This is a genomic window from Pseudomonas sp. SW-3, from assembly GCF_016615645.1.
GTDB classification, from domain to species: domain Bacteria; phylum Pseudomonadota; class Gammaproteobacteria; order Pseudomonadales; family Pseudomonadaceae; genus Aquipseudomonas; species Aquipseudomonas mandelii.
Window position 1 is genome coordinate 3,929,078 of sequence record NZ_CP067098.1, and the last position, 25,961, is coordinate 3,955,038.

20 protein-coding genes and 1 pseudogene are annotated in these 25,961 nt (G+C 59.5%); 12 read left to right on the top strand and 9 right to left on the bottom strand.

The genetic code is table 11. The annotated features are described in order from the left end of the window. Positions 1-19: 19 nt before the first annotated feature. The 3 genes from galE (at position 20) to JIO00_RS17530 (ending at position 4,117) form a co-directional block, all read left to right on the top strand. The gene (galE, locus tag JIO00_RS17520) at positions 20-1,075 is read left to right on the top strand and encodes a UDP-glucose 4-epimerase GalE (RefSeq protein WP_200666440.1); all 1,056 of its coding nucleotides are present in this window, start codon (positions 20-22) and stop codon (positions 1,073-1,075) included. A 5-nt stretch (positions 1,076-1,080) separates the two neighbouring features. After that, entirely contained in the window at positions 1,081-2,553 is a 1,473-nt protein-coding gene (locus JIO00_RS17525; RefSeq protein ID WP_200666442.1) for a family 16 glycosylhydrolase, read from the top strand. 514 nt (positions 2,554-3,067) lie between these two features. Beyond that, positions 3,068-4,117: an acyltransferase family protein gene (locus tag JIO00_RS17530; RefSeq protein WP_172791216.1), complete on the top strand. Its 1,050-nt coding sequence runs from the start codon at positions 3,068-3,070 to the stop codon at positions 4,115-4,117. A 27-nt stretch (positions 4,118-4,144) separates the two neighbouring features. On the opposite strand, the gene treS is transcribed toward JIO00_RS17530, so the two are convergent. From treS to JIO00_RS17545, 3 genes are all read right to left on the bottom strand, one after another. Further along, positions 4,145-6,211, bottom strand: a complete 2,067-nt coding sequence (treS, locus tag JIO00_RS17535; RefSeq protein ID WP_200666444.1) for a maltose alpha-D-glucosyltransferase — start codon at positions 6,209-6,211, stop codon at positions 4,145-4,147. Between the two features lie 287 nt (positions 6,212-6,498). Then, positions 6,499-7,386, bottom strand: coding sequence for a hypothetical protein (locus JIO00_RS17540; protein WP_200666446.1), 888 nt, complete (start codon positions 7,384-7,386; stop codon positions 6,499-6,501). 148 nt (positions 7,387-7,534) lie between these two features. Then, entirely contained in the window at positions 7,535-8,938 is a 1,404-nt protein-coding gene (locus JIO00_RS17545) for an MFS transporter (RefSeq protein ID WP_169858065.1), read from the bottom strand. A gap of 129 nt (positions 8,939-9,067) precedes the next feature. On the opposite strand from JIO00_RS17545, the gene JIO00_RS17550 reads away from it, so the two are divergent. Further along, positions 9,068-9,967: a LysR family transcriptional regulator gene (locus JIO00_RS17550; protein ID WP_010455351.1), complete on the top strand. Its 900-nt coding sequence runs from the start codon at positions 9,068-9,070 to the stop codon at positions 9,965-9,967. Positions 9,968-10,058: 91 nt separating this feature from the next. Then, positions 10,059-11,741 (top strand): dihydroxy-acid dehydratase, encoded by a 1,683-nt coding sequence (gene ilvD, locus JIO00_RS17555; protein ID WP_010455353.1) that lies wholly within the window; start codon positions 10,059-10,061, stop codon positions 11,739-11,741. 170 nt (positions 11,742-11,911) lie between these two features. Here ilvD and JIO00_RS30190 read toward each other — a convergent pair whose 3' ends face one another. Together JIO00_RS30190 and JIO00_RS30195 are read right to left on the bottom strand one after the other, a co-directional pair. Further along, positions 11,912-12,775: a methyl-accepting chemotaxis protein gene (locus JIO00_RS30190; protein WP_404940322.1), complete on the bottom strand. Its 864-nt coding sequence runs from the start codon at positions 12,773-12,775 to the stop codon at positions 11,912-11,914. Between the two features lie 42 nt (positions 12,776-12,817). Next, positions 12,818-13,525: pseudogene (locus JIO00_RS30195) on the bottom strand (MCP four helix bundle domain-containing protein); the annotation flags it as partial. Positions 13,526-13,752: 227 nt separating this feature from the next. Here JIO00_RS30195 and JIO00_RS17565 point away from each other — a divergent pair. After that, positions 13,753-14,613, top strand: coding sequence for a CAP domain-containing protein (locus tag JIO00_RS17565; RefSeq protein WP_200666450.1), 861 nt, complete (start codon positions 13,753-13,755; stop codon positions 14,611-14,613). A gap of 38 nt (positions 14,614-14,651) precedes the next feature. On the opposite strand, the gene JIO00_RS17570 is transcribed toward JIO00_RS17565, so the two are convergent. The 4 genes from JIO00_RS17570 to JIO00_RS17585 all read right to left on the bottom strand — a co-directional run bounded on the left by JIO00_RS17570 (position 14,652) and on the right by JIO00_RS17585 (position 17,096). Continuing rightward, positions 14,652-15,011: a hypothetical protein gene (locus JIO00_RS17570; protein WP_200666452.1), complete on the bottom strand. Its 360-nt coding sequence runs from the start codon at positions 15,009-15,011 to the stop codon at positions 14,652-14,654. Positions 15,012-15,403: 392 nt separating this feature from the next. Then, positions 15,404-15,904: a CinA family protein gene (locus JIO00_RS17575; RefSeq protein WP_200668653.1), complete on the bottom strand. Its 501-nt coding sequence runs from the start codon at positions 15,902-15,904 to the stop codon at positions 15,404-15,406. A 71-nt stretch (positions 15,905-15,975) separates the two neighbouring features. Further along, positions 15,976-16,248 (bottom strand): hypothetical protein, encoded by a 273-nt coding sequence (locus tag JIO00_RS17580; RefSeq protein WP_010455365.1) that lies wholly within the window; start codon positions 16,246-16,248, stop codon positions 15,976-15,978. Between the two features lie 125 nt (positions 16,249-16,373). Beyond that, positions 16,374-17,096 carry a cysteine hydrolase gene (locus tag JIO00_RS17585; protein WP_102594469.1) on the bottom strand — a complete coding sequence of 241 codons (723 nt, stop codon included), beginning with the start codon at positions 17,094-17,096 and terminating at the stop codon, positions 16,374-16,376. 152 nt (positions 17,097-17,248) lie between these two features. Between JIO00_RS17585 and JIO00_RS17590 the strand changes: the two genes are divergently transcribed. From JIO00_RS17590 to katG, 6 genes are all read left to right on the top strand, one after another. After that, entirely contained in the window at positions 17,249-18,142 is an 894-nt protein-coding gene (locus JIO00_RS17590) for an AraC family transcriptional regulator (protein WP_083376451.1), read from the top strand. A 135-nt stretch (positions 18,143-18,277) separates the two neighbouring features. Further along, complete coding sequence (locus tag JIO00_RS17595; RefSeq protein WP_102616858.1) at positions 18,278-18,850, top strand: hypothetical protein; 573 nt, start codon at positions 18,278-18,280, stop codon at positions 18,848-18,850. 389 nt (positions 18,851-19,239) lie between these two features. Beyond that, entirely contained in the window at positions 19,240-20,538 is a 1,299-nt protein-coding gene (locus tag JIO00_RS17600; protein ID WP_200666454.1) for a sialidase family protein, read from the top strand. Beyond that, complete coding sequence (locus JIO00_RS17605) at positions 20,535-21,149, top strand: hypothetical protein (protein ID WP_010455373.1); 615 nt, start codon at positions 20,535-20,537, stop codon at positions 21,147-21,149. The genes JIO00_RS17600 and JIO00_RS17605 overlap by 4 nt, the downstream gene beginning before the upstream one ends. Positions 21,150-21,180: 31 nt before the next feature. Beyond that, entirely contained in the window at positions 21,181-23,217 is a 2,037-nt protein-coding gene (locus tag JIO00_RS17610; RefSeq protein WP_200666456.1) for an LTA synthase family protein, read from the top strand. A gap of 390 nt (positions 23,218-23,607) precedes the next feature. Then, the gene (gene katG / locus JIO00_RS17615) at positions 23,608-25,866 is read left to right on the top strand and encodes a catalase/peroxidase HPI (protein WP_077749490.1); all 2,259 of its coding nucleotides are present in this window, start codon (positions 23,608-23,610) and stop codon (positions 25,864-25,866) included. Positions 25,867-25,961: the final 95 nt, after the last annotated feature.

Below are 25,961 nucleotides of genomic sequence, written 5' to 3' on the forward strand. Positions count from 1 at the left end.
GAGACAGGAAGACCTCACCATGCGCAAAACTACGTTGATTACTGGCGGGGCCGGCTACATCGGTTCCCATACCGCGCTGGCGCTCATCAACGCCGGGCACAATGTGCTGGTGCTCGACAACCTGTGTAACAGCTGTCGAGAGTGCATCGGGCGTCTTGAGTTGCTGACCCACACCCGTGTCGATTTCGTCAATGGCGATATTCGCGACCCCATCCTGCTCGACGATATCTTCAGCCGCTACGACATTGATGCCGTGGTGCACTTTGCCAGCCTCAAATCCGTAGAAGAAAGCGTGCGCAAACCACTGGACTACTACGCCAACAATGTCGCCGGCACGCTCAACCTGTGCCGGGCGATGGCGCGCAATAACGTGTTCCAGCTGGTGTTCAGCTCATCGGCCACGGTGTACGGCGAGCCCACACGCACGCCGATTGCCGAAGATTTCGGCACCGGCAAGCCGGTCAATCCCTATGGACGCACCAAGCTCATGATCGAGGAGTTGCTCACCGATCTGTGCCACTCCGATCCGCGCTGGAGCATCGGGTTATTGCGCTACTTCAACCCGATTGGCGCGCACGAAAGCGGGATGATCGGCGAAGATCCCAGAGGCCGACCCAACAATCTGTTGCCCTGCCTGACGCAGGTAGCGATCGGACGAATGCCCGAACTCACGGTGTACGGGTGCGACTACCCAACCGTGGACGGGACGTGCGTGCGCGACTACATCCACGTGGTCGACCTTGCCATCGGCCACCTCAAGGCGCTTGAGGTGTTGCACAGCCACAGCGGCATCAATTTCTGGAACCTGGGCACTGGCATTGGCTACAGCGTGCTGCAGATCATCCAGAGTTTCGAGGACATCACCGGCATCACCATTCCCTACCGTTTCGCACCGCGACGCGAAGGTGACATCGCCAAATGCTGGGCCGATCCCAGCAAGGCCGGGCGGGAACTGGGCTGGGCCGCGCAGCGCGATCTTCAACAGATGATTATCGATACCTGGCGGTGGCAGTCGTGTAATCCGCAGGGGTATCAGTCTTCATTCGAAACGCCAGTGCTGAGTGCCGTGAAGTGAAGCCGATGTTTAATGCCTCTGTGCTGGCCCTGCTGCTGTCGGTGTCGATGGTTTGCAACGCCGCACAAGCGCCCCCCGGTGTACCCACCACCGGGCTCGTGCTGTGGCTGGATGCGGCCGATGCATCTTCAATGACCCTGGATGCGCAGAATCGTGTCCAGCACTGGAGCGACAAATCCGGCGAGTCCCATCACGCCACAGTGGACGATGCCGCCTCGCAGCCACAGCGGATGGCAAACGCCCTGAACGGTCATTCGGTCGTGCGCTTCAGTGGCGTGTCGGCGTTTGTGGGTAAAACCATTCGCAGCGCCAAAGGCCCTGTGACGGTATTGATTGTGTCCCGTCGATTGCCCGAGCAAGCCGAGGCCGATCCCTGGCAACGGTTGTTCAGCTCACGCCCACAAACCGCCCACAACGATAACGTGTTGCCGAACTTCGCCATCAGCCTGCAACAGACCACCGCGTATGTGCCGACCGTCTCCGTCCTGGAGCTTTACGATGTGCCGATTGGTCCGTATGCCGTCGGGCGCAATGTGGTCGGCAATGCCGACAACTTTCGCGGCGACATCGCGGAAGTGTTGGTGTACGACCGTGCGTTTGCCTCCCTCGCAGAACGCCAGCGCGCATTTCAGTACCTGGCGGATAAATGGTCAGTTGCCATTCCCAAACAGGCCGATACCTGGACCCGTGTCGGACCGCTGGGCCGATTGCCGGCCCAGACCAACGCCAACCTGCCGCTGTCCGATCAGGTCAATGCCGGCCAGTGGGTGCTCGACACGAAACTGTCCGACGACTTCAATGGCACCACCCTCGATCTCGAACGCTGGCACGTCAACAACGCCATAGGGAACGAGTCGCTCGGACGCAAACCGGCACTTTTCACCCCGGCCAATGCCAGCGTCCACAATGGCAACCTGAACATTGTTTTTCGCAAGGAAACCCTGCCGCAGAAATACGTACAACTCGGTTTCAAGGACTACACCTCAGCGATGGTCCGGACCAACGAGCGCGGGTTCTACGGGTATTACGAGGCACGCGCCAAACCCATGAACTCGGCCGGTTCCAGCGCCTTCTGGCTCGCTTGGACGGGCATGACGGACAACGCCACCGAGATCGACATCTTCGAAATCGGCGGCAAGACGAAAAACGCAGCGTTAGACCGTTCGTACAACATGAACGCCCACCTGTGGGCCACGCCGCATAGCACCGAGCATATCGCCGACGGCAGCGTCTGGATCAGTCCCTGGCGCCTGGCGGATACCTTCCATGTCTACGGCTTCGACTGGCAGCCCGACACCCTGCGTTGGTACGTCGATGGCGTGCTGGTCAGGGAATCGAAAAACAACCATTTCTTCTTCCCGATGCAGGTTGTGTTTGACAGTGAGGCCATGTGGCAGTGGTTCGGCGTGGTCGACGATGCTGACCTGCCCTCTACCTTCCGCGTCGACTACGTCAAGGTGTGGCAACGGCGTCGATAGCCATTCAACCGTCGCCTGGCTGACGTCGCCTCAAGTGATAGATACGACCTGTTTATCCTGACAGCGCCACCCCCCCTGAACTTTCTTTCGACCGCAGGGGTCGACCGCGTTCCAGCCTCCTCCGTGCCACCGACGATTCCCGTACCGGGCGTCTCAACCGGCTCACGGCGACGGTTAAATAACAAAAATGGATGATCACGATGAATTGCCTTATCTGTGTTGGCGTGGCGGAACGCATTCAGTGTCAGGGCCCGTGGGAGGAAAGGGATTGCCCGGATTGCGGGCGCTATCGGGTGTCCGATGAGCTCCTTTTGAACTTGATGGATCAGGGCCAGATCTTCGATATAGACAAAACCAGACGTTGGCTCGACAGCCGACGCAAAGAAGAAGGCATGACACCTTCAATAGAACTCCACGAAGCGCTACTGCTGCTATAGCGTTCAGCCCGGGTCAAATTTCAATCGGCAACGTGGTCAGTTTCCATTCAGCGCTAACACGTCTGGAGCGCATAGACATGATCAAAGGCCGGCTGAAAGAACTGGACTTGCTGCGCTTCCTCGCGGCAATCGCAGTCGTGTTTTTTCACTATGCTTTTCGGGGGTATGCAAAAGGCGACATGTCAGTAATGCCCTACCCGTTGTTGGCCGAGCCTGCCAAATACGGTTATCTGGGCGTCGAACTGTTTTTCATGATCAGCGGATTCGTCATTCTGATGACCGCTTCGGGCAATAACCTCAGGGCATTTTTTATATCCCGTGTCGTTCGTCTCTGCCCTGCTTTCTGGGTGTGCTGCACCCTGACTTTCCTGATCACGCTTGCCATCGGCCGGCCAAGATTCACGGCTGATATTTACCAATACATGATTAACATGACATTCCTTGGCGACTTGATGGGTGTGCCACCGATTGACGGGGTCTACTGGTCGCTGTTTGTCGAAATAAAGTTCTACCTGATGATCTCCATTCTGTTGGGCTTCAAGAAAATAGAAAAAATAGAGACCTTCCTCGTACTGTGGCTGTTGGTCTCCGCCACCGCAGAAGTCCTGGCTTTTGAAAAGCTGCGCTCGATATTAATTACCGATTACGCGGCCTATTTCATCGCGGGCTCGACGTTCTACATTATCTGGGCCAAGGGATTCACAACGACACGGGTGCTCCTGTTGGCAGGGTCATTGGCATTGGCCAACTACACCGCCATTGCCTGGGCCCAACTGCTCGAATCAAAATATTTAACCGAATTCGATCTTCTGATCGTATGCGGCATGGTTACCCTGTTCTTCATGACCTTTCTTTTGATCGCAACGAATAAAACGGCAGCTATCGGTGCATTGAACTGGACGGCATTAGGCGCGCTCACGTATCCCCTTTACCTGCTCCATCAAATGATCGGCTTTATGATCTTTAACCTTGCCTATCCGGCGATGAACCCGCACGTACTACTGTGGGGCACCATCGCCTTGATGATCAGTGCGTCTTACATCATCCACAAAAAGATAGAAACGCCCATGGCCAGGCAGATCAAGAAAATCCTTTCATTGTCCTTCAAGCGTGTCGAAGCTGATTAGCGCCCACCTGGGCGCCAACCGACGCCCTCAAATCATCGGCGAAGTGCTCACGACGCGCAGTGCCAACCCTTCGTAGGCATCCAGCGTAATGGTGAAATCACCCTCAGGCGTGAGATCACCTTCGACTCGCTCGTTGATGATGTCGACCACCGGGCCCGGCGCAATATTGGGCAGGTGCAAGGTTTCGGTGATCGGCGTCGAGCCGAAGTTCAGCGCAGTGATTTGCGTGCCTTTACCGGCCGGCAATTCGTGGACCATGACCAGCAGGCCCGGGTGCTGGACATCGGGAATCAGGATCTGCCGACTGGCGGCGATATCGTAAGCGCGGCGCGCGGCGAGGATCCTCTTGAGTTGCGAGACGAACGAATCCGAGTCCTTCAACTGGCTGGGCAGGCTGCCGTACAAAGTTTTCGGCCGTGGCATTTGCCCTGCGGACAGCGGTGCGTCCGGATTGAGGTCCACCAGGTCGTAGGCGCCACGATGAATCCAGCGCGTGTCGCCGTCACCCATCAAATGCTCAACCTGTTCCGCTGGCAACGGCAACGCGCCGACCAGGTCCCAGCCGGACAGCGCAAACACGCCCGGTTGCATCGCGTTGTACATCACCAACAGCAAATGCACCTGGCGAATCTGTTGGATGTCCGCCTCGGTGATCGCGTCGAGATCACGAATCCCCAGCGCTGCCGTGATGATACTGGCGGTGGTGCAAGACACGCCGTTGGTGACAAATTTCAGGTTGTAGGGCGCGTGCTCGCCCGCCAGACGTTCGTACATCTGCTCGCGAATGTGTTCACGCAGGATGTTGCCCGGGAAGGTCTGGCCTTGGTAGAGGTAGGTGTCATGGGCGTGCAGCGTCCAGAAATGCACCAGCTCCAGGGTCAGTTCGTCGTGGTTTTGCAAGGCATGGATCAGCGATCCCGGGTCGATGCCGAGGGTGTGCATCTGCCGCAGCATCAAGCGCAGGAACTCGGTGTCGCCCATCAGCAACGCGTGCTGGTAGGCCGGTCGGGTGATGAAGTCATAGGAAAGGTCGGCGCCGCCGTGGGACATGTTGGCGATGTCATCGACGGTCAGGTTGAGCTCCTGGAAACTGAAACCGCCGGCCTTGCGGATCGCCCCGGCCAGCAGCTGGTTACCGGTGATCGATAACGGATGGCTTTCAGACCAGGCTGTGCCGTCGAGCTTGCGCTCCACGCCGAGGAATCCGTTGGCGTCCAGGCGCAGGATTTTCGCGCCCATGACGTCAATGGCGTGCAGCGCATCGCCGATGATCATCTGCTGCGCGGCGAAGGTCGGGTCCAGCCAGTTCAACGACGGCTGCCCTTCCTTGAAGTAATGCAGATAGACCCAGCGTCGCGGCTTGCCATCGACGCCGATCACGATTGGCGTCGCGCTCCAGTCGGTCTCCTTGACCCCGGGTTCGAAGAAAATCACCCGTTGCAACTGGCCGACGATGTAGTGCTTGTCCCGGAGCACGTCGACCTGTAGCGGACTGAGATTTTGCGCATCACGGCCATCGGCGATGTCCGGCAGCAACGGCCAGTCCTCTTCGCGGATTTCGACCATGTGGTAGAGGCCCGGATAGTCTTCATAGGCCATCTCGGCCAGGCGGAAGTCTGCGCCTTTGCCGGTGTGCGAAGGGATCACGTCATCGATGATCACCGCATTGTGCGCGGCGGCCATGCGCACCAGCGCCTGGAGCTGCGCCTCGGTGCCCAGTTCCGGGTCGATCTCGAAACTGACGCGGTCAAAATTGCCGTCAATGGTCGGCGTGCGTTGGGTGCCTGTCAGGCCGCCCGACATTTTCAGCGGCCCGTTGTGAATACCCTGGATGCCGATTTTCGACAGGGCATGCCATAAGGTTTCATCGCCCAGGGCTTCCAGCACGCTGCCGTCTTCGCGGGTGACGATGGACGCCGGGTAGGCGGTGAACCACACCGAGGCCAAGGCGGAAGCATCACGGGGCCGGGTATGGGCGTAAGGCTGTTGCCACAGTCGACCTTGCCCCGAATAGAGCTTGGCCCGCTGCCTGGCGGCATGCAGCATCGATTGTTCAACCAGCCAGGTCACATGGTTTTTGTCAGCCGCGGTCATAAAAGCAATCACCTGTTGTCGGGGAAAAAGTGCGCGTGGCCATCCCATGCGTACCTGCACCGATGGACCCGTCCTTTTCATATGAGGCCCTGGGTCGGCATTCGTTGCATCACGCGGTGACGATTCAGAATCCGCTTGCTGTTGCAAGTCATACCTGTGGGTGAATCCTTAACACCTATATATCCCTTCGAAGCAACCTAGGCATAAGTGACGTAATTTCGCCTCTGTTTAAGATACAGACGTCAAATGCCAAGGCTTGACCGGACCCAAAAACGTCCAGGCTCAAGTCAATTCGACGCTGACGTCGGATCGCCGGACTCATGCAAAGCCTCTTGGCGTTTGAACCTCCCCTGATCAAATAGGAAAACAGGATGAAAACGCCAAACGTTGTATTGGGCATCGCCCTCCTTGCCACCACCGGCTTGATATCGGCGATGACCCACGCCGCCGAACCACACGCTGGCGGTGCCGGCGGCAGCCGGGCAGGCGGAGATCGGGATGCAACGGCCCCTTTGGTCCAACACGCCGCTGATAAACCCGCTGACCAACACCTTGCCGAGGGCGGTGCTGACCGCTTGAAAGAACGGCAACTGGCATCCGACGGTTCCGACCACCTCAAGCAGAACAGCCTTGCCGAAGGCGGCGCTGATCGCTTGAGAGAACGGCAGCTGGCGTCCGACGGCTCTGACCACCTCAAGCAGAACAGCCTTGCCGAAGGTGGCGCTGATCGCTTGAGAGAACGGCAACTGGCATCCGACGGCTCCGACCACCTCAAGCAGAACAGCCTTGCCGAAGGTGGCGCTGATCGCTTGAGAGAACGGCAACTGGCATCCGACGGCTCCGACCACCTCAAGCAGAACAGCCTTGCCGAAGGTGGCGCTGATCGCTTGAGAGAACGGCAGCTGGCATCCGACGGCTCCGACCACCTCAAGCAGAATAGCCTTGCCGAAGGCGGCGCTGATCGCTTGAGAGAACGGCAACTGGCATCGGATGGCTCCGATCATCTGAAGCAGAACAGCCTTGCCTACGGTGCCAACAGCAATATGCGCGGTACGCGTGTAGCGGAAGGCGGGTCTGATCGTTTGATGCAGAACCGTGTTGCCGACGGTGGCTTTGACTTCGGTTCCGACACGAACTCGGACTTCTGCTACGCCTGCCGCTGATCGAGCACCCATTCAATGCTCGACAACAAAGCCCCTCACCACAAAAGCTCCACGCTCAGGTGAACAGCAAGACGTCTACAAGGGGCTTTTTCAGTTCCTGAATAACGCTTCCCAAACGCCCGCCAACCCGTTTTTTTGGCGGGCGTTTTTTTCTTCTGCGTTACGCCACCACGGGTTCTCTTTTCAGCGCGGGCAACGCAATGGCGAACGCCAGGCCAATCAGCCCCGCCGCGACCGCAAAGGTGATCGCCATGCCGTGGGCGACCGCTTCCGGGGCTGCATGGGTGATGTCGGGCGTCGAGGACGCCAGCGCAAACACCGCGCCCATGACCGAGGCGCCGGTGATGAGGCCGAGATTGCGTGACAGGCTCAACAGTCCGGCAATGACGCCGCGCTGATCCTGGCTCACATCGGTCATGATCAACGTGTTGTTGGCCGCCTGGAACAGCGCATAACTGGCAGTCATCACTGCAATCGGCGCGAGGTAGCCGATGATGCCGACACGCGCCGGGATCAGCGACAACACGCACGCGCCGAGCGCCATCGCGACGAGCCCCGCCACCGTCATGCGCCGGGCGCCTAAACGATCCACCAGACGACCTGCAGGGACGCCAGCCAATGCAGCCACCAGCGGACCGACGGACAACGCGAGCCCGACCAACGCAGCATTCAAACCGAGTGCGCCCGAGAGATAAAACGGCCCGACCACCAGCGTCGCCATCATCACCGTCGAGACGAGCATGCTCATGGCCAGGCTCGCGCTCAATCCCCGATCACGCAACAGCGCCAGTTTGATCAGCGGCGATGCAACTGTCGCCTCGACGAACAGGAAAACGCCTGCCCCGGCAACAGCGATGAGCAATAACGCAAGGTTCAGCGAACCCCACTCGCCTTCGCCCCATGTCATGGCCAGCGCATACGCACCGAGCGTCAGGGCCAGCACCAGCGTGCCCGCAAAATCAAAACCGCCGCGACGAGCCTTTGGCATTTGGCGATCCGCAGGCAAGTAGCGATACGCCAGCACACCGTTCAAAAGGCCCAGCGGCAGGTTAATCAGAAAAATCGCCTGCCAGCCGAAGCCGGAAATCAACACGCCGCCGAGCGACGGCCCCAGCGTGGTGCCGATCGCCGACACCGTGCCGAGCAGTCCCATGGCGCTGCCGGTCTGCGCCTTGGGCACCGTCTCACCGACCAACGCCACGGTGAGCGCCAACATGATCGCGGCGCCCAGACCTTGCACGGCCCGGGCGGCGACCAGCCACCCCAGCGACGGCGCCAGGCCGCACGCCAGCGAAGCCAACGTAAAAATGGCGATGCCGGCCAGCATCAAGCGGCGACGACCGACGATGTCGCCCAAACGTCCAACACTGACGATCAAGGTGGTTATCGCGAGCAGATAGGCCAAGACGATCCACTGCACTTGCTGGAATGAAGCGTCCAGTGCCTGGGACAAGGTGGGCAAGCCTGCATTGGCGATGCTGGTGTCGAGCGAAGGCATCAGCATCGACAGCGAGAGACTGGCCAACGCCCAGCGGACCGAACCGGAGGATGCGATAAGTTTCATGGTAGGGCTCACTTGTGAACTGTTGACCTTCAGCGTATGCCGGCGCCTGACTAGGCGGAAGACGCACCGTTTGCACTTGATACCTGCATACAACGCCATGTCACCATCCGGCCGTGCTAACGTTAAAGCATGACGACTCCCGACCTGAACCTGCTGATTACCCTCGACGCGCTGCTCACAGAAGGCAGTGTGGCGCGTGCCGCCCAACGACTGCGGCTGAGCCCGTCGGCCATGAGCCGGGCGCTGGCGCGACTGCGTGAAACCACCGGCGATCCCCTGCTGGTCCGCGCCGGTCGCGGCCTGGTGCCGACACCCCGGGCACTGGAACTGCGCGAACACGTCAGCCAACTGGTGCAGCACGCCGAAGCGGTACTGCGCCCCGCCGAGCAGCTGGACCTCAAGCACTTGGTACGAACCTTCACCCTGCGCACCAGCGACGGCTTTGTAGAAAACTTCGGGCCGGCGTTGATTGCTCGCCTCAGCGAAGAAGCACCGGGGGTACGGCTGCACTTTTTGCAGAAACTGAACCAGGACAGCACCCTGCTGCGGGACGGCACGGTCGATCTGGAAACCGGCGTTGTGGCGGACACCACCAGCCCGGAAGTGCGTACCCGCGCGTTGTACCAGGACCGTTTCATCGGCGTGGTACGGCCGGGGCATCCACTGAGCAAGGGCAAGATCACGCCCGCCCGGTATGCGGCCGGCCGGCATGTCCTGGTCTCGCGGCGCGGACGGGACCAAGGGCCAATGGATGATGCGTTGGACACGCTTGGACTGACCCGTGAGATCGTCACCATCGTCGGCGGTTTTTCCGCGGCCCTGGCGTTGGCCCGGGCCTCGGACCTGATCGCGACGGTGCCCGAACGCCACACCCACACGCTGCGCGCCGGCCTCCACAGTTTTCCCCTTCCGGTCGCCACGCCAGTGATCACCGTTTCAATGCTCTGGCACCCGCGAATGGACGCCGATGCCGCGCACCAGTGGTTGCGCGGATGTCTTCGGGCGGTGTGTGCGGGATCGCTGGATTAGCAAACTGATTTTTGTCGCCGCCGGGTCTAGACTCTATGCGTTGCTTCGGGCCACACCGGTCGGGCCAGCGATCTGGATAGAAGGGAACGTCATGAGCGACAAAGACAATTTGCGTAAGTACTCCTCTCAAGTGGTCGACGGCGTGGAGCGCGCGCCCGGCCGTTCCATGCTGCGGGCCGTGGGCTTCACGGATGAAGACTTCAAGAAACCGCAGATCGGCATCGCCTCGACGTGGGCGATGGTCACGCCGTGCAACATGCACATCGACAAGCTGGCCATCGAGGCCGAAAAAGGCGCGAATGCCGCGGGCGCCAAGGGCGTCATTTTCAACACCATCACCATTTCCGACGGCATCGCCAACGGCACCGAAGGCATGAAGTATTCGCTGGTGTCGCGGGAAGTGATCGCCGATTCCATCGAGGTGGTGGCCGGTTGCGAAGGCTTCGACGGGTTGGTGACCGTGGGCGGTTGCGACAAGAACATGCCGGGGTGCCTGATCGGGATGGCGCGGCTGAATCGCCCGTCGATCTTCGTCTATGGTGGCACCATCCGCCCGGGCGCTGGCCACACCGACATCATTTCCGTGTTCGAGGCCGTGGGTCAGCACGCCCGGGGTGACATCAACGAGATTCAGGTCAAGCAGATCGAGGAAGTGGCGATCCCCGGCCCCGGCTCCTGCGGCGGCATGTACACGGCCAACACCATGGCCTCGGCCATTGAGGCTTTGGGCATGAGCCTGCCCGGTTCCAGCTCCCAGGACGCCGTCGGCAGCGATAAAGCCTCGGACAGTTTCCGCGCCGGCCAGCAGGTCATGGAGCTGCTCAAGCTGGACCTCAAGCCGCGCGATATCATGACCCGCAAGGCATTCGAGAACGCCATCCGCGTGGTGATCGCCCTCGCCGGCTCGACCAATGCCGTGCTGCACCTTTTAGCCATGGCGCATGCCGTGGATGTCGAACTGACGCTGGATGATTTTGTCGAGCTGGGCAAGATCTCCCCGGTCGTGGCCGACCTGCGTCCCAGCGGCAAATACATGATGAGCGAGCTGGTGGCCATCGGCGGCATCCAGCCGCTGATGAAACGCATGCTCGCAGCCGGCATGCTGCACGGCGATGTGTTGACGGTGACCGGCAAGACCCTGGCCGAGAACCTGGAAAACGTGCCCGACTACCCCGAAGGCCAGGACGTGATTCTGCCGTTCGATCAGCCGGTCAAAAAGGACTCTCATCTGGTGGTGCTGCGCGGCAACCTCTCGCCGACGGGCGCGGTGGCCAAGATCACTGGCAAGGAAGGTTTGCGCTTTGAAGGCACGGCGCGTGTGTATCACGGTGAAGAAGGCGCGTTGACCGGGATTCTCAATGGCGAAGTCCGGGCCGGCGACGTCATCGTCATTCGCTACGAAGGCCCCAAGGGCGGGCCGGGCATGCGCGAAATGCTCTCGCCGACGTCGGCAGTCATGGGCAAAGGGCTGGGCAAGGATGTCGCGCTGATCACCGACGGCCGCTTCTCCGGTGGTTCCCATGGTTTTGTGGTGGGGCATATCACGCCGGAAGCCTTTGACGGCGGGCCGATTGCGCTGATTGAAGATGGCGACAGGATCACCATCGATGCTGAGACCCGGCAGATTACGGTGGATGTTTCAGACGCGGAATTGGCCGAGCGCAAGACCCGTTGGGTGCGGCCGGAATCCAAATACAAACGCGGGGTGTTGGCCAAGTATGCGAAGACTGTGTCCAGTGCTTCGGAGGGTGCGGTGACGGATAAATATCTTTAAGGGATAGGTTCTGCGCTGTCTGATCTGGCGCATTCGCGAGCAGGCTCGCTCCTGCATGAGATCTTCATTGAACACAGGATCTGTGTTCGAAGCAGACCCCATGCAAGAGCGGGCCTGTTCGCGAAGAGGCCTTCAATAACACCAAGAATCAATGGATCAGTGCACAAGCCTCAAAGCCGAAACCGATCCACCGACTGCGACAGCTTGCCCGCCAAGGTCGACAGCTCATCAGTCGTCGAAGCCGTCTGACCAATAATCTTGCTGTTACCCTCCGACATCCCGGCAATCATGTCCACCTGTTGGGCAATTTCGTTACTGGCCAGGCTCTGCTCGCCGATTGTGCGAGTGATGTCATTCACCAGCTCAGTGGTATTGAGCGTGGCTTCAAGAATTTCACGGATCGCGCGCTCGACGTCGGCGGTCACGGCCATGCCTTTGTCGACCTGCGCAACGCCCGCCTCCATGCTGGTCACCGCCTCGCGGGTGCTTTGCTGGATGCGCGCGACCATGCTGGCAATTTCCTGCGTGGAGGCACTGGTGCGTCCTGCGAGACTGCGGACTTCGTCGGCCACCACGGCAAAACCACGGCCCTGTTCACCGGCGCGAGCAGCTTCGATGGCGGCGTTGAGGGCCAGCAGGTTGGTTTGATCGGCGATGCCCTTGATCACCTGAATGATGCTGAAAATCCCCTCGGACTCCTTGTCCAGCGTGCGGATCACCTGGGCTGACTGCTGCGCCGAACGCGCAATGCCGTCCATGTCATTGACCACCTGATGAATCACCCGACCACCGTCCTTGGCCAATGCTTCGGCCTGGTTGGCCATGTTCAGCGCGCGTTCGGCGTGACGGGTGACTTCCTCGATGCTGGCGGTCATTTCACTGGCGGCAGCGGCCATGGTGCTGGCGGCGACGCTTTGCTGCTGGCTGCTGTCGGCGACCTGATGGCAGCCACTGCTTAACTGCACGCTCATGCCGCTGACGCCATGCGCATTGCTGCGAACCACCTCGATCATGCCGCGCAAGTCACGCTGCATGGTCGCCAGGCTGCGGATCAAGGCGCTCGCTTCGTCATTGTGGGTCGGTTCGACAATCGGCTCGCTGAGGTTGCCATGGGCGATGCTTTGGGCAATGCGGCTGGCGGTCTGCAACGGCCCCATGATGCTCGAAATTACCCAGCGTCCCTGGATCAGCAGTAACAACAGGCTGGCGATCAGCACGATACCCAGCGTGAAGTTGGCGCTGCTGATGGCCTGCTCGGTGTTTTTACTGGTCTGTTGGGTGCTGGTTTCGATCACCTCGCTGAGGGCTGCCATCTGGTCTTCCAGTTGGCTGAACGCGGTATTGAACGTGCCGAGTTCCTTTTGCGCGGAATCCGGATTTTCCAGCGCCAGACCGACAATGCGCTCGGCGGCGCTGATGTAGGTGTCGAGGCTCGGCTTGACCTTGTTCAAGCCCGCCTTGATGGTGTCGTTGACCGGCAACTTGAGGTTTTCACCCAGCACTTCACGAAAATGCGCCGCATGCTCCTCGATGGAACTGTGCACCTCGGCTTTGCTGCTGGTGCTTTTGCCCAGTCCGACCACCATCGCGGACAGCACATCGGCGCGCAGTGCGTCGTGCATCATGTCGGCTTCGAGGTGATTGCGCAGCGCGGTCAAGCTGACCTCGTTGTCCTTCACCGCTTCGGCCATCCGGGTGTTTCCCACGTAACTGACCAGGCTCACGATCAGCGCGGTGAGCAAGCTCGTACCAATCAGCAGCAACAAACGTAATTTTATAGACATGGGGTAGCCCTCTCGGTACGTCGCTTTTATGAACACGTTATCGGCGGCGCCCGCCACTCTTTGATGCCTGACGCCGGACTTTCAGTGTTTTGCGACATGCGGTAGTCACCGCCGGTGTCTCCCGCGCAAATTTCCCCTCCTCGCGCCTGAACCTAGTGCCTGAACGCAAGTCTTAGCCGAGCCGTGAATTCCCATTGCCGCTGTCGTCTCATCAGAGCTGCCGTCCCATGCGCCAACCTCGCCTTGCCTTGCGTTTTGTCTCGCTCTGTTTCATGCCTTTGCTTGCTCTGTTTGCCAGTCCTGCTTATGCCAGTGGTGAACGGCAACTGGTGGAAGCCATCAACGACTACCGCGCTCACCCGCAACGTTGCGACAGGCGCCCGGCCCAACGTTTGGCCCCGCTGTCATTGAAGTCGAACCTGGCGTTGCCGATTGGCTATGGCGGCGGTTTGCGCGATCGATTGAAGGCTTCAGGCTATGCAGCGGTGACGGTGCGCACCCTGCGTGTGGTAGGCGCGCAGGACGCCGACGAAGCGTTTGACCTGTTTCAGGACGAATACTGCGGGGCGCTGCTGGATAACCAGTACGCAGACATTGGCGTCAGTCGAGCCCGAAGCGAGTGGCAGATCGTGCTGGCGCAACCCGTTCTCGATAGCCGTGTGGGTGATTCGCGTGCGGCGAGCAAGGGGCTGTTGGCGCAGGTCAATGCCGCCCGGGCCAAATCACGAATGTGCGGTCGTCAGCGCTACCCCGCCGCACGACCGCTGAGCTGGAACCCCGCCCTCGGCGCGGCAGCGCAAGGGCACAGCAAGGCCATGGCCTATGGCAATTACTTTGCACACCGTGACCCCGACGGTGATGGCCCGGCGGATCGAGCAAGGGCCGCCGGTTACCGAGGCCGGCAGATCGGCGAAAACATCGCCGCCGGGCAGAGCTCACCGGGCAAGGCAATAGCAGGCTGGCTGGCCAGCCCCGGGCATTGCGCCAACTTGATGAACCCGATGTTTACCCAGGTGGGCGCGGCGTATGCAGCAGACGCGCGCAGTGATGAAGGGGTTTACTGGACGATGATGTTTGGTGCGCCGTAATCCTGATTCTGCGCTGTCGCTTCCGATTCGCTACAGGGCTAGCGCTTGCGCGCCAGGCGTTGCTGCCAATTGCCGCCATTGGCGCGCTGGCATTGTTCTTCAGAATCAAACTGCACATGGGCCGCGACCGATCTGAGGTGTACATCCGCTTCGCTTAATGCTGTAGCCGTCAGTTCGACCATGCGTTCGCCCTGCCCGCTCGCCAGCGCCTGATCCTTGTTGGCCTGGGTGTCGAAAACCCAGACAATCCTCAGGCTGGAAGGAAACTCCTCGTAATCGACTTCGTGGGTCAGCCATTCAAAGCCGACGATGTGCGCTTTGGCCGTTTCACACGCCTCAGTCAGGGTGGCAATCAGGCGACGCTCGATGTGTGCCTGATCGCGTTTGCTTAAACCCATGGGGAATCCTTTGATGGTCGAAATATTAAACCGCTGTCAATCGTTCACGTCTTCGGGCAATCGATGCTCCCTGCCAATCAAACCGATTTCGCCGGACTCCAGGGGTTCCTGAGTCAGCCCACAAAAGGCCCCGCCAACCACTGTCTGATGGAAGCGACAAGATCGGCAAAACCCGAAACCCGGTACATCTTCCCCTTGTTGAACAGTCCTCAACAGCTCCAGCCGCAACCCTTCCAGATCCTCTGATCGAGCGCCCATGCGCTTGGCGGTAGCGACCAGGACATCCGGAGGCATCCCGTCGTCCAACAGGGCCCAGATCGTTAGCGCTGATGGTTTTGTTCATGCTATCGAACCCCGACTCACTCGAACGGGATAACCGAAGTGTTCATCATCTAGCCCCGCTCGCCGTTGAGCATGGCCTGATGAAACGTCGGCAATTCTTTCAAAGCATACAACGACGCCTGCTGAAGCACGGACTCCCGACTGCCAGAAAATCGCTGCTTGCGGCTGAATACCGCCATTTCCTGCCCGGCCATGAAGGCCCATGCAAAGCAAACCGTGCCGGCCGGAATACCATCAACATCCTCCGGCCCCAGCAGCCCTGTCGTGGACACCGCCACGTTGGCCGGGCTGTCACGCAGCGCGCCGATGGCCATTTCCCGAGCCACTTCGCAGCTGGTGAGATTAAAGGTCTCGATAGTGATTGCACTGACTGCGAGCAAGCGTTGCTTGGCCTCGGGTGAGTAAACCACGTAGCCGCTTTCAATCAGCTCACCGCTGCCGGGCACCTGGGCCAGCAGCGTGATGATACTGCCCGCCGTGCAGGATTCTGCGGTGCTCAGCCGCAACGACTGTTGACGCAGATAATCGACGACTGTTTCAACGATCGACATCGCACTTAACCCGTTTTCCGTGTTTAACACCGAATCAAACTTCAGCCTCAGCTGTGCACCGGCGAAGCTCATCAACCGCCCCTCTTCCTTAGTGCTCGGTGATAATCCTCGCCCGCGATGGCGCGCAGGTACGCTTGATCGGCCTCAACCCTGAGGTCGCGCCATTCCTGCCAGCTCACGATTCCCAGACGATCCATCTCGTCAGACTGACGAATCAGTTCCTCGTGATACGCATCGGGGCACTCCATGCGCAGCTTCAAGTCCTCAAGGACAAGATGCCAGGTGTTGAGCGCACGCAGCTTTTGCTCTTGCGCCGGAGTCAGCAGATTGGCAAACGAGTGCATGGCAGCGCCCCCCGAGAGTTCTTTCAGAATGGATCAATCCATCGTGAAAGCGGTTCAGGTGCACCGACCAAAGGCAGTTTTTCAAGGCTGCGCCCCAATGGTGAGACGCAGTCCATTGCCATAGCTTATTCCCCCTTAAGAAACTCGACCGTTTGCGCCGTACTCCACAACGCATTGGCGATGTAGCGATAGTTGATCAGCGCTGCCAGGTAGCCATCGCCCTCGGGAGTCGTCGGGCCGGCGGTGGCGTCCCGAACCACGGCCACTTCGAAGCCAAGCTCCAGCAGTTCACGCAAGTGCGACTCGACACAGAGGTTCGCCGCCATGCCCGCCAAAATGATTTGCGACACGCCGTGCTTGCGCAGCTGCAACGCCAGGTCATTGGTTTCCGGGCCGTACACCTTGTGCGGTGACGCGATGATGGTTTTGCCGTCGAGAATGTAGGGCTTGTACTCGGGCATGAAGTCGGCACCGGAGTTCTCGAAACCGTCGAGGGTCAGCGGCCCCTTGCGATCAAACATGCAGATACTGTGCATGACCTTCTCAAGCGGTCCGCCGAAATGCCAGTCGTGGTCACATGGATAGTAGTAGTGCGGCGAAACGGCGACCGTGATGCCCGCGCCCTTGGCGGCCGCAAACAGCTGGCCGATGTGCTTGACGGTATCGTGCTCGACGATGCTTTTTCCAAACACGCCCCAGCTCACGCCTTCGGGGCTGAGGAAGTCGATTTGCGGATCGATCACCACCAGCGCGGCCCGCGAGAGATCAAGCTTCATGCCGGGATCTGGCAGCGCAGGCTCTGCCGGGTCTGCATACTGGGGGGCGATGCGGTTCGAATCGTTGCTCATGACAGTGGACTCCGGTCGATAACAGGAAAATCGCTCTGCGCCATGGCGCCCGGGTGGGGCGTTGTCTACCATCGGCGAGAACTTCATCCTATTGCCCTGCCCTGCGCGGCTTTTGCCTGGACGTGCAGAGTCTTTACCCGGTCGTCTCTATCATGGATATCCTGTCCGAATTCTTCGAACGCACCAACCTTCAGGGCAGGCTGTTCTTCTCTGGCAGGGTCGATGGCACGCTGGTGCTCGACAAGCCTCCTGGCATGGCGTTCATCCATGTCATCAGTGAAGGCGGGATCGACATGGTGCAACCCGGCCTGCCGAAGATTTCCATCACCGAACCCAGCGTGTTGTTTTGCCCGAGCAGCTGCCGCTACCAGTTGCGCGCCAGTTCGGCACACGGCGCCGAGCTAATCTGCGCCTCGTTCCAGTTCGGGCGCAACGCCCTGCAACCCTTCCCTCTGGGCCTCAAGGAAACACTGGTTTTCCCGTTCAGTGAACTGCAGAACATCACGCCCGTGATCGGCTCACTGCTTGCCGAATTCAAGGATCAGGCCCCCGGCAGAACCAAAGCGCTCAACCTGTTGCTTGAGTACATTTTCGTGGTGTTGGTGCGCCGTTCGGTCGTCGAGCAAAAGATTTCCAGCGGCCTGCTTTATGCGCTTCAGGATGGGCGACTTGGGGCGGTTTTCCAACGTGTTCACCAGGAGCCGGAGGCGCTGTGGACTGTCGAGAAACTTGCTGGCCTGGCGAACATGTCCCGGTCGAAATTCTCTGCGTACTTCACGCAGATCATGGGTGCATCACCAATGGGCTACGTGACGGCCTGGCGGATGAAAGTGGCCCAGGACCTGCTACGCGACGGGGTTCAGATCAAAGTGGTTGCCGCATCGGTTGGATACAGCTCGCAAGCTTCTTTCTCCCGTACTTTTCTCAACGTGATTGGCTGTCCACCGGCTGAATGGTTGAAACGTGATGCCGCTGGGGAGGTGCCGCGGGTGACCGCGCGCGTGCAGCGGGTTCGGTCGGATGACGCGGCAAATGAAACTGCGTGAGCTCGCGCTTTTGTGTCTTCTAGCGCCTTGAGTTTTATACTTCTGTCCCGGTGGCCAATACACCGGGGTGCGGTATCACCACCTCCCATGGAAGACGTCCGCGCACGACAAATCAATCGAATGGAATCCATCACAATGAGTTTCACTGCTATACAAAAAGTCTCCACTAAAGCCTGGTTCGCGCTTGCGGCCCTGGTGACAGTTCTAAGCGGCATTGCAACGATTTACGCCACGTTTCACGAAACCAACCCCAACAATCCCCGCTTCATAGGTCGCTGGACGACCGATTACACCTACCCGATCACCAACGGCACGTTCGAATTCAAGGGAATGACGGAGTACTTCCGCAACGGACGGTACAACGTCAATGGCGTTGTCTTTGTGGACGGAACCGTTGAAGCCAAACCTTACCGGCTTGAGTACAGCGTAAACGGAGCCGGCAGCTGGACGGCCGATTCCAGCCTGCTTTCGTTCACATTGGCTGACATGAAATCAATTCCCAAGTCTTACGTAATCAACGGCACAGCCATTTCCCCCTTGCTGGTTGCCAAGTTTGCCGGGCCCTCCTTGCCAAACTTTAGCGACGGCTTAGCGTCCGGCGCTTCCGACGAACTCAAAATCCTGATGATCAAGGACAATGAGATAACGCTTGAGGGTAAAGACCCGGCAGGGAATGCCTTCACCCTACAGACGTACAGACAGCACTAGGTTTCAGCAGAAAAAGCGTTTGTGCCTGTGCTGCTGTCTTCGCGGGCAAACCACGCTTCCACAGAGATAGGGGTCGATCACGTCTTGTGTGAACGACGCAGGTCAACCGTAGGAGCGTGGCTTGCCCGCGAAGAGGCCGGAACAAACAGCACATATTCCGAAGACGTCCCTGTTACCGCCCCAGCCTTTGCGACCAACGGCGTAATTCACCTCAAGCCCGCCACAATCCCTCTGGCCCGACAGTCTCCGGCGCTCAATCAAACTGAACGCGACGACATGGCTGGCCGCTACAAATACCTGCTTACAATTTAGCCAGTCATAAAACCCGATCGTGTACTAACGAGTGTTAGTTTGGCCGCCTTATCGGTCCATGAGATGCCAACGTAGTCATGCGCATCAAACTTCCCAGTTTTCCTGCCTTCTGTGCTTACCTTCTACTGTCCTGCCTGTTTGCGACCGCGTGGATCACCAATCCTGCCAATACGCACTCTTCCTTTGCCCTGATCAGCCCCGTGATGGCAGTGGCCGGCAAAGTGGCCAAGCCCATCTATACCAGCCGTTTCGCCTCCTCCGGGTTGGTGGATTTCGTGCATTCCTCGGCGGTCACCGCACTGCCCGACGGCAGTCTGATGACGGTCTGGTTTGCTGGCTCCCGCGAAGGCGCAGCCGATGTACAGGTGCGCTCCGCCCGGTTCGACTCGAAAACCGGCGAATGGGGTGCTGAACAGGTATTGGCCACTCGGGACTCGACCCAACAGGGCACTCGAAAATACATCCGCAAGCTGGGCAACCCGGTGGTGGCGCTCGCGCCGGATAATCGGGTGTGGTTGTTCTACGTGTCCGTGTCCATGGGTGGCTGGGCCGGTAGCGCGGTCAACGTGATGGTGTCCGATGACTTCGGTGAACATTGGTCCGCTCCGCGCCAACTGATCACCTCGCCCTTTCTGAACATCAGCACCCTGGTCCGGTCGGCACCGGTGTTTCATGCCGACGGTTCCATCGGCCTGCCGGTCTATCATGAGTTCCTGGGCAAGTTTGCCGAGTACCTCTACCTGAGCGCAGACGGCGATGTAATCGACAAATTCCGCATCAGCCACGGCATGAATTCATTGCAACCCGCGGTGGTGCCGCTGGATGGCCAGCGCGGCATCGCCTTGCTGCGTTATGCCGGCAACACCCACCACCGTGTCCTGGCGACCCGCACTGAAGACGCCGGGCAAACCTGGAGCGAACCTTATCCGCTCGACCCCTCGAATCCGAATTCCTCGTTGGCTGCCGTCGCAACACCCGAACATGGGTTGCTGGTGGCGCTCAACGACCTGCAGGAGGGGCGCTTCAAGCTGAGCCTGTATGGGACCGACGCCAAAATGGACGATTGGCGCTCATTACGCGACCTGGACAAATCCCCGGATCCACTGGGCGCGCCATTTTCTCCCGAAGCCTACAAGGAGATCATCGGCAGAGAATTCCGCGGTTCCAGCGGCGCACGCCGCCATTCACTGGAAGCGGAGTTCCTGGATAACCTCGACAAACGTGTCTGTAAAAACCAGGGGTGTGAATTCGAATACGAATACCCGTATTTCATCCGCAGTCCTGACGGTATGTATCACTTGGTTTATTCCTGGAACAACACCTTCATCAAGCACGTCACCTTTAACGATGCATGGCTTAGCGAGCGCCTCAAATGATCAGCCTGTGGCAAGCCCATCTCAGCTTCGCAATGATCATCTTCCTGCTGCTGCCGTCGTTCGGCTTGTCCAGGAACTGGCGGATCGCACTGCTGGCCGCCTTGCTGGCCGTCAGCTTCTTCTCGCCGGACGGCTTGTCGTTGGCCGCGTATTTGCGCAGCTACATTGATGACCTTGCGATCACCACCCTGGTGTTCATGGCGTGGGGCTGCTTGCGTCGACTGGACATGCTGCCACCGGCACGCGGCAAAACCGGCGTATTGATCCTCTTCGCCGCGATGGCCCTGGTGTTGTACCCGGCCACTCTGGGCATGAGTGATGTGGACCCCTATCGGTTAGGCTACAGCCCGCGCCCCATGTTGATTTTCTTCGCAGTGCTGACGCTGGGCCTGTTTTACCTGCGTAACGGCCTGGCCGTCTTGATGCTGGCCAGCGCAACCCTGGCCTTCATCGCCGGGATCAAACCTTCGCAAAACTATTGGGATTACCTGGTTGATCCGCTGCTGGGTCTGTATTGCTGCGGGGCACTGCTGACGCTTGCCCTGCGCTGGACCTATCGCCGCTCAAGCAAGCGGCGCGGTGCAGTGAGCGACGAACTCAAATCCGTTTGAGATTTAACGACTTTTTAACAGGGGAACAAGGATGGGTTGGCTGCACTCGAGACGTTTACATTATTGGCTAGGCGCTACAGCGATTGCGTTTGTGCTGTTTGCACTGCTGAGGATGGCGTTCTTCTTCGGCTTTTCCGGGTTCGAACCCAAAGCCCTGATCGACACAAAGGGCGTCTGGGAAACCCTGAGCATCGGCTTCAGTTTCGATTTGCGCCTGGCCATCCTGACCATGTTGCCGTTGGCGTTGCTGGCCTGGATGCCTCGCTGGAACCTGCTCCGCAGCCGCCTGCTGCGCCGTATCGCACGCGTCTATCTGGTCGCCGCCCTGAGCGTTTTGCTGCTGATCTACATCATCGACTTTGGCCACTACGCCTACCTGGGCGTGAGGATCAACGCCACCGTGCTGCGCTTCATCGAGGATGCGCAGATCTCCCGCGACATGGTTTGGCAGACTTACCCGGTAATCTGGATTTCACTGGGCTGGCTGGTAACGATCGCGCTGGTGACACTGGCCCTGGTGCGTCTGGAACGCGTCACGCTGGACCGCCCTAGCAAAGCCATTCGCAAGCTCTCCGCGACGTGGGGCGGTGCGTTGATGGTCGTCCTGGTGCTGCTGGGCATTTTGGGTCGTGTCGAAAACATGAACCTTGAAAACCCCGTTCCGTTGCGCTGGAGCGATGCGTTCTTCTCGGGTAATAACCAGATCGCCGCACTCGGCCTGAACCCGGTGCTGTTTCTCTACGATACGGGCAAAGTCGGCCAATCGCGTTATGACGAGGCGCAAGTGCGCGAACATTACGCGGTCATGGCCAACTACCTGGGCGTCGACAAACCCGACCCGCAGACCCTTGATTTCGTGCGGCACCAGGGCCCCCAACCGTACAAAATCCCGGGCTCGCGTCCCCCGAACGTGATGTTCATCATGCTTGAATCGCTGGGCACCAGTGCCGTCGGGGCCTACGGCAACCCGATCAATCCGACGCCCAACCTCGATCGATTGGCGACTCAGAGCTGGTTCTTCGAGCACTTCTACGTACCCGTAACGGGGACCGCGAAAACCGTCTGGGCCAGCATCAGCGGGGTGCCTGATGTCACGCGACAGGAAACCGCGACGCGTAATCCGCTGATCACCCAGCAAAACACGCTGATCAATGCGTTTACCGGTTACGAGAAGATCTACACCATCGGCGGCAACTCCGGCTGGGCCAACATGAATGCCCTGATCCGGCAGAGCATCGACGGCGTGCGTCTGTTCGAAGAGCGGGACTGGAAATCGCCGGTGGTGGACGTCTGGGGTATTTCCGATCTGGACCTGTTCAAGGAAACCGACCAGATCCTGCAAGCACTGCCCAAGGACAAACCTTTCTTTGCCTATGTGCAGACGGCCGGCAACCACCGTCCGTTCACGATCCCAAAAAGCAATGACGGCTTCGAGGTCAAGCACCCTACCCTGGCCGAAGTGCAGGCCGCCGGATCGCGCAGTGTCGAGCAGTACAACGCCGTGCGCCTGCTGGACTTCAACCTCGGCCGCTTGATGGAAATCGCCAAGGCCGGTGGCTGGTACGAAAACACCATCTTCGTGATGTTTGGCGACCACAACACCCGTATCGCGCAGATCCCGTTCCTGGCACCGGCCTACGAGCAACTGGGCCTGGAGAGCAACGCGGTGCCGATGATCATCCACGCACCAGGCTTGATCGGGACGCGCCAGGTCAAGGAAGCGGTCGGCCTGGTGGACCTGCTGCCCACCGTGGCGGGGATGGCCGGCCTTGAGTTTCGCAACAGCGGCATGGGCCGTGATATCCAGCAGCCCGCGCGCGAGGGTGAACGCGTGGTGCCTCTGGTATTGCGTGAGGGCACGTTCCCGCTGATTGCCGGCGTGACTCAACACTACATGGTGCAGATGGAGCACGACGGCAGCTCGCCGACCCTTCACGACCTGGCTTCGATGACGCCACGGGACAACGTTGCCGAGAAAAACCCTGAAGAGTTCAAACGCCTGTCGGCGCTGACCCGCGCCATGCATGAAACCTCACGGTTGATGCTGTACCAGAACGTTCGAAAGTAACCGTTCAAGCCCCGCAAACCCGCGTCTATGCTCCAGATAGACGCGGGCCCTCCCCGCGACACCCGTAAAAGACTCTGTCTATTACTCCCCAATACTCCACCTATTAGCTGACTTCCCAAGTGGGGTCTAACCTGTATCCAGCGCTGGCGGAACAAGCTGGCCGGTTTAGTGCTGATAAGGAGACAGGAATGAGTCCGAAGCTTGACTAGGCCACCCGTGGGCCACCGCGCAGGCAACTCGATTGCCGCAGTTCAGAATTCCCGTGTGGTCCAGACAATCAGTTGATCCAACTCTGGGTCCTGCAGCCTATGTCATTGAATTCGCTCGTTGCTATCTAACGCCCACCCCGGGCCGATAGCCGGATGAAACACGACCAAAGGTAGCTCACACATGGCAAATGAATCGAAATGCCCGTTCAATCACGCCGCTGGCGGTGGCACGACGAACCGCGATTGGTGGCCGAACCAACTGAATCTGAAGATCCTGCACCAGCACTCGTCCCTGTCCGACCCCATGGACGAGGGCTTCAACTACGCCGAAGAATTCAAGACCCTGGACTTTGAGGCGGTCAAGCGCGACTTGACGGCGCTGATGACCGATTCCCAAGACTGGTGGCCGGCGGACTTCGGTCACTATGGACCGCTGTTCGTTCGCATGGCCTGGCACGCCGCAGGCACGTACCGCACAGGCGACGGTCGGGGCGGCGCCGGCTCGGGCCAACAGCGTTTTGCACCGCTCAACAGCTGGCCGGACAACGTCAGCCTCGACAAGGCACGCAGGCTGCTCTGGCCGATCAAGCAAAAGTACGGTCGCAAAATTTCCTGGGCCGACCTGATCGTCCTTACCGGCAACGTCGCGCTGGAGTCCATGGGCTTCAAGACCTTTGGTTTTTCCGGTGGTCGTGCGGACGTCTGGGAACCCGATGAAGACGTCTACTGGGGCTCGGAAAACAAATGGCTGGGCGGCGACACCCGCTACGGCAAAGACGACAATGCTCCCGTGGAAGCACCCGGTGACGGTCCACTCGTGGCCGAACCCGGCAAAAACGAGGAGAGCCGTACCGAACACGGTCGCAATCTCGAAAACCCGCTGGCCGCCGTGCAAATGGGCCTGATTTACGTCAACCCCGAAGGCCCGGAAGGCGAGCCAGACCCGGTCAGATCCGCCATAGACATCCGCGAAACCTTCGGCCGCATGGCAATGAATGACGAAGAAACCGTGGCGCTGATTGCCGGCGGCCACGCCTTCGGCAAAACCCACGGCGCCGGCCCCGCCGACAACGTAGGCGCCGAACCTGAGGCGGCGGGCCTCGAAGCACAAGGCCTTGGCTGGAAGAACAGCTTCGGCACCGGCAAAGGCCCGGACACCATCACCAGCGGCCTGGAAGTGACTTGGACCACCACACCCACCCGCTGGAGCAACAACTACCTGGAAAACCTGTTCGGCTTCGACTGGGAACTGAGCAAAAGCCCGGCCGGTGCGCACCAGTGGGTTGCGAAAAACAACGCGGGCGCCGGCACCATCCCGGATGCTTTCGACCCGTCCAAACGGCGTAATCCCACCATGCTGACCTCAGACCTGGCCCTGCGATTCGACCCGATCTACGAACCGATCTCGCGGCGCTTCCTGGCCAATCCGGATCAGTTGGCCGACGCCTTCGCCCGTGCCTGGTTCAAACTGATCCACCGTGACATGGGCCCCCTCTCCCGCTACCTCGGCCCGGAAATGCCCGGCGAAGAACTGCTGTGGCAAGACCCGATCCCGGAAGTCGACCATGCTTTGGTCAACGACAGCGACGTCGCAGCGCTCAAGAGCAAAGTGCTTGCCTCGGGCCTGAGCGTCTCGCAATTGGTATCAACAGCTTGGGCAGCGGCTTCCACCTTCCGTGGCTCCGATAAACGTGGCGGCGCCAACGGCGGTCGTCTGCGTCTGGCGCCGCAGAAATCCTGGCAAGCCAACCAGCCTGAGCAACTGGCGAACGTGCTGGCGAAACTGGAGAGCATCCAGAGCGAGTTCAACAACAGCGGCAAGAAAATCTCGCTGGCGGATTTGATCGTTCTGGCGGGTAATGCAGGTGTCGAACAGGCCGCAAAAAATGCCGGCCACAGCGTCACCGTGCCGTTCACACCCGGGCGGATGGACGCCTCGCAAGAGCAGACGGATGTCGAGTCTTTCGGCTTCCTCGAACCCATCGCCGATGGCTTTCGCAACTACCTCAAATCCCGTTACAGCGTGTCGGCCGAGCATCTGTTGATCGACAAGGCGCAACAGCTGACGCTCACCGCGCCAGAAATGACCGCGCTCGTGGGTGGTCTTCGCGTGTTGAACACCAACGTCGGGCAAACAAAACACGGCGTGTTCACCCAGCAGCCAGAGGCATTGACCAATGACTTCTTCAAGAACCTGCTGGACATGGGCGTGGAATGGAAACCGACCTCAGAGGCCAACGAGGAGTTTGAAGCACGCGATCGCAAAACCGGCGAATTGAAGTGGACCGGCACGCGGGTTGATCTGGTCTTCGGCTCTCATGCGCAATTGAGGGCGCTGGCTGAGGTGTACGCGAGCAGTGATGCGAAAGAGAAGTTTGTGAAGGACTTCGTAGCGGCGTGGACCAAGGTGATGAACCTGGATCGCTTTGATGTGAAGTGATGCCGTTGTTGAATCTGTGAGCCTGAAAGGGGCCACCTCGATCCAGTGATACGGAGAGGCGTGGCCCTTTTGTCATTTGCGGGTGCCTGTCACCC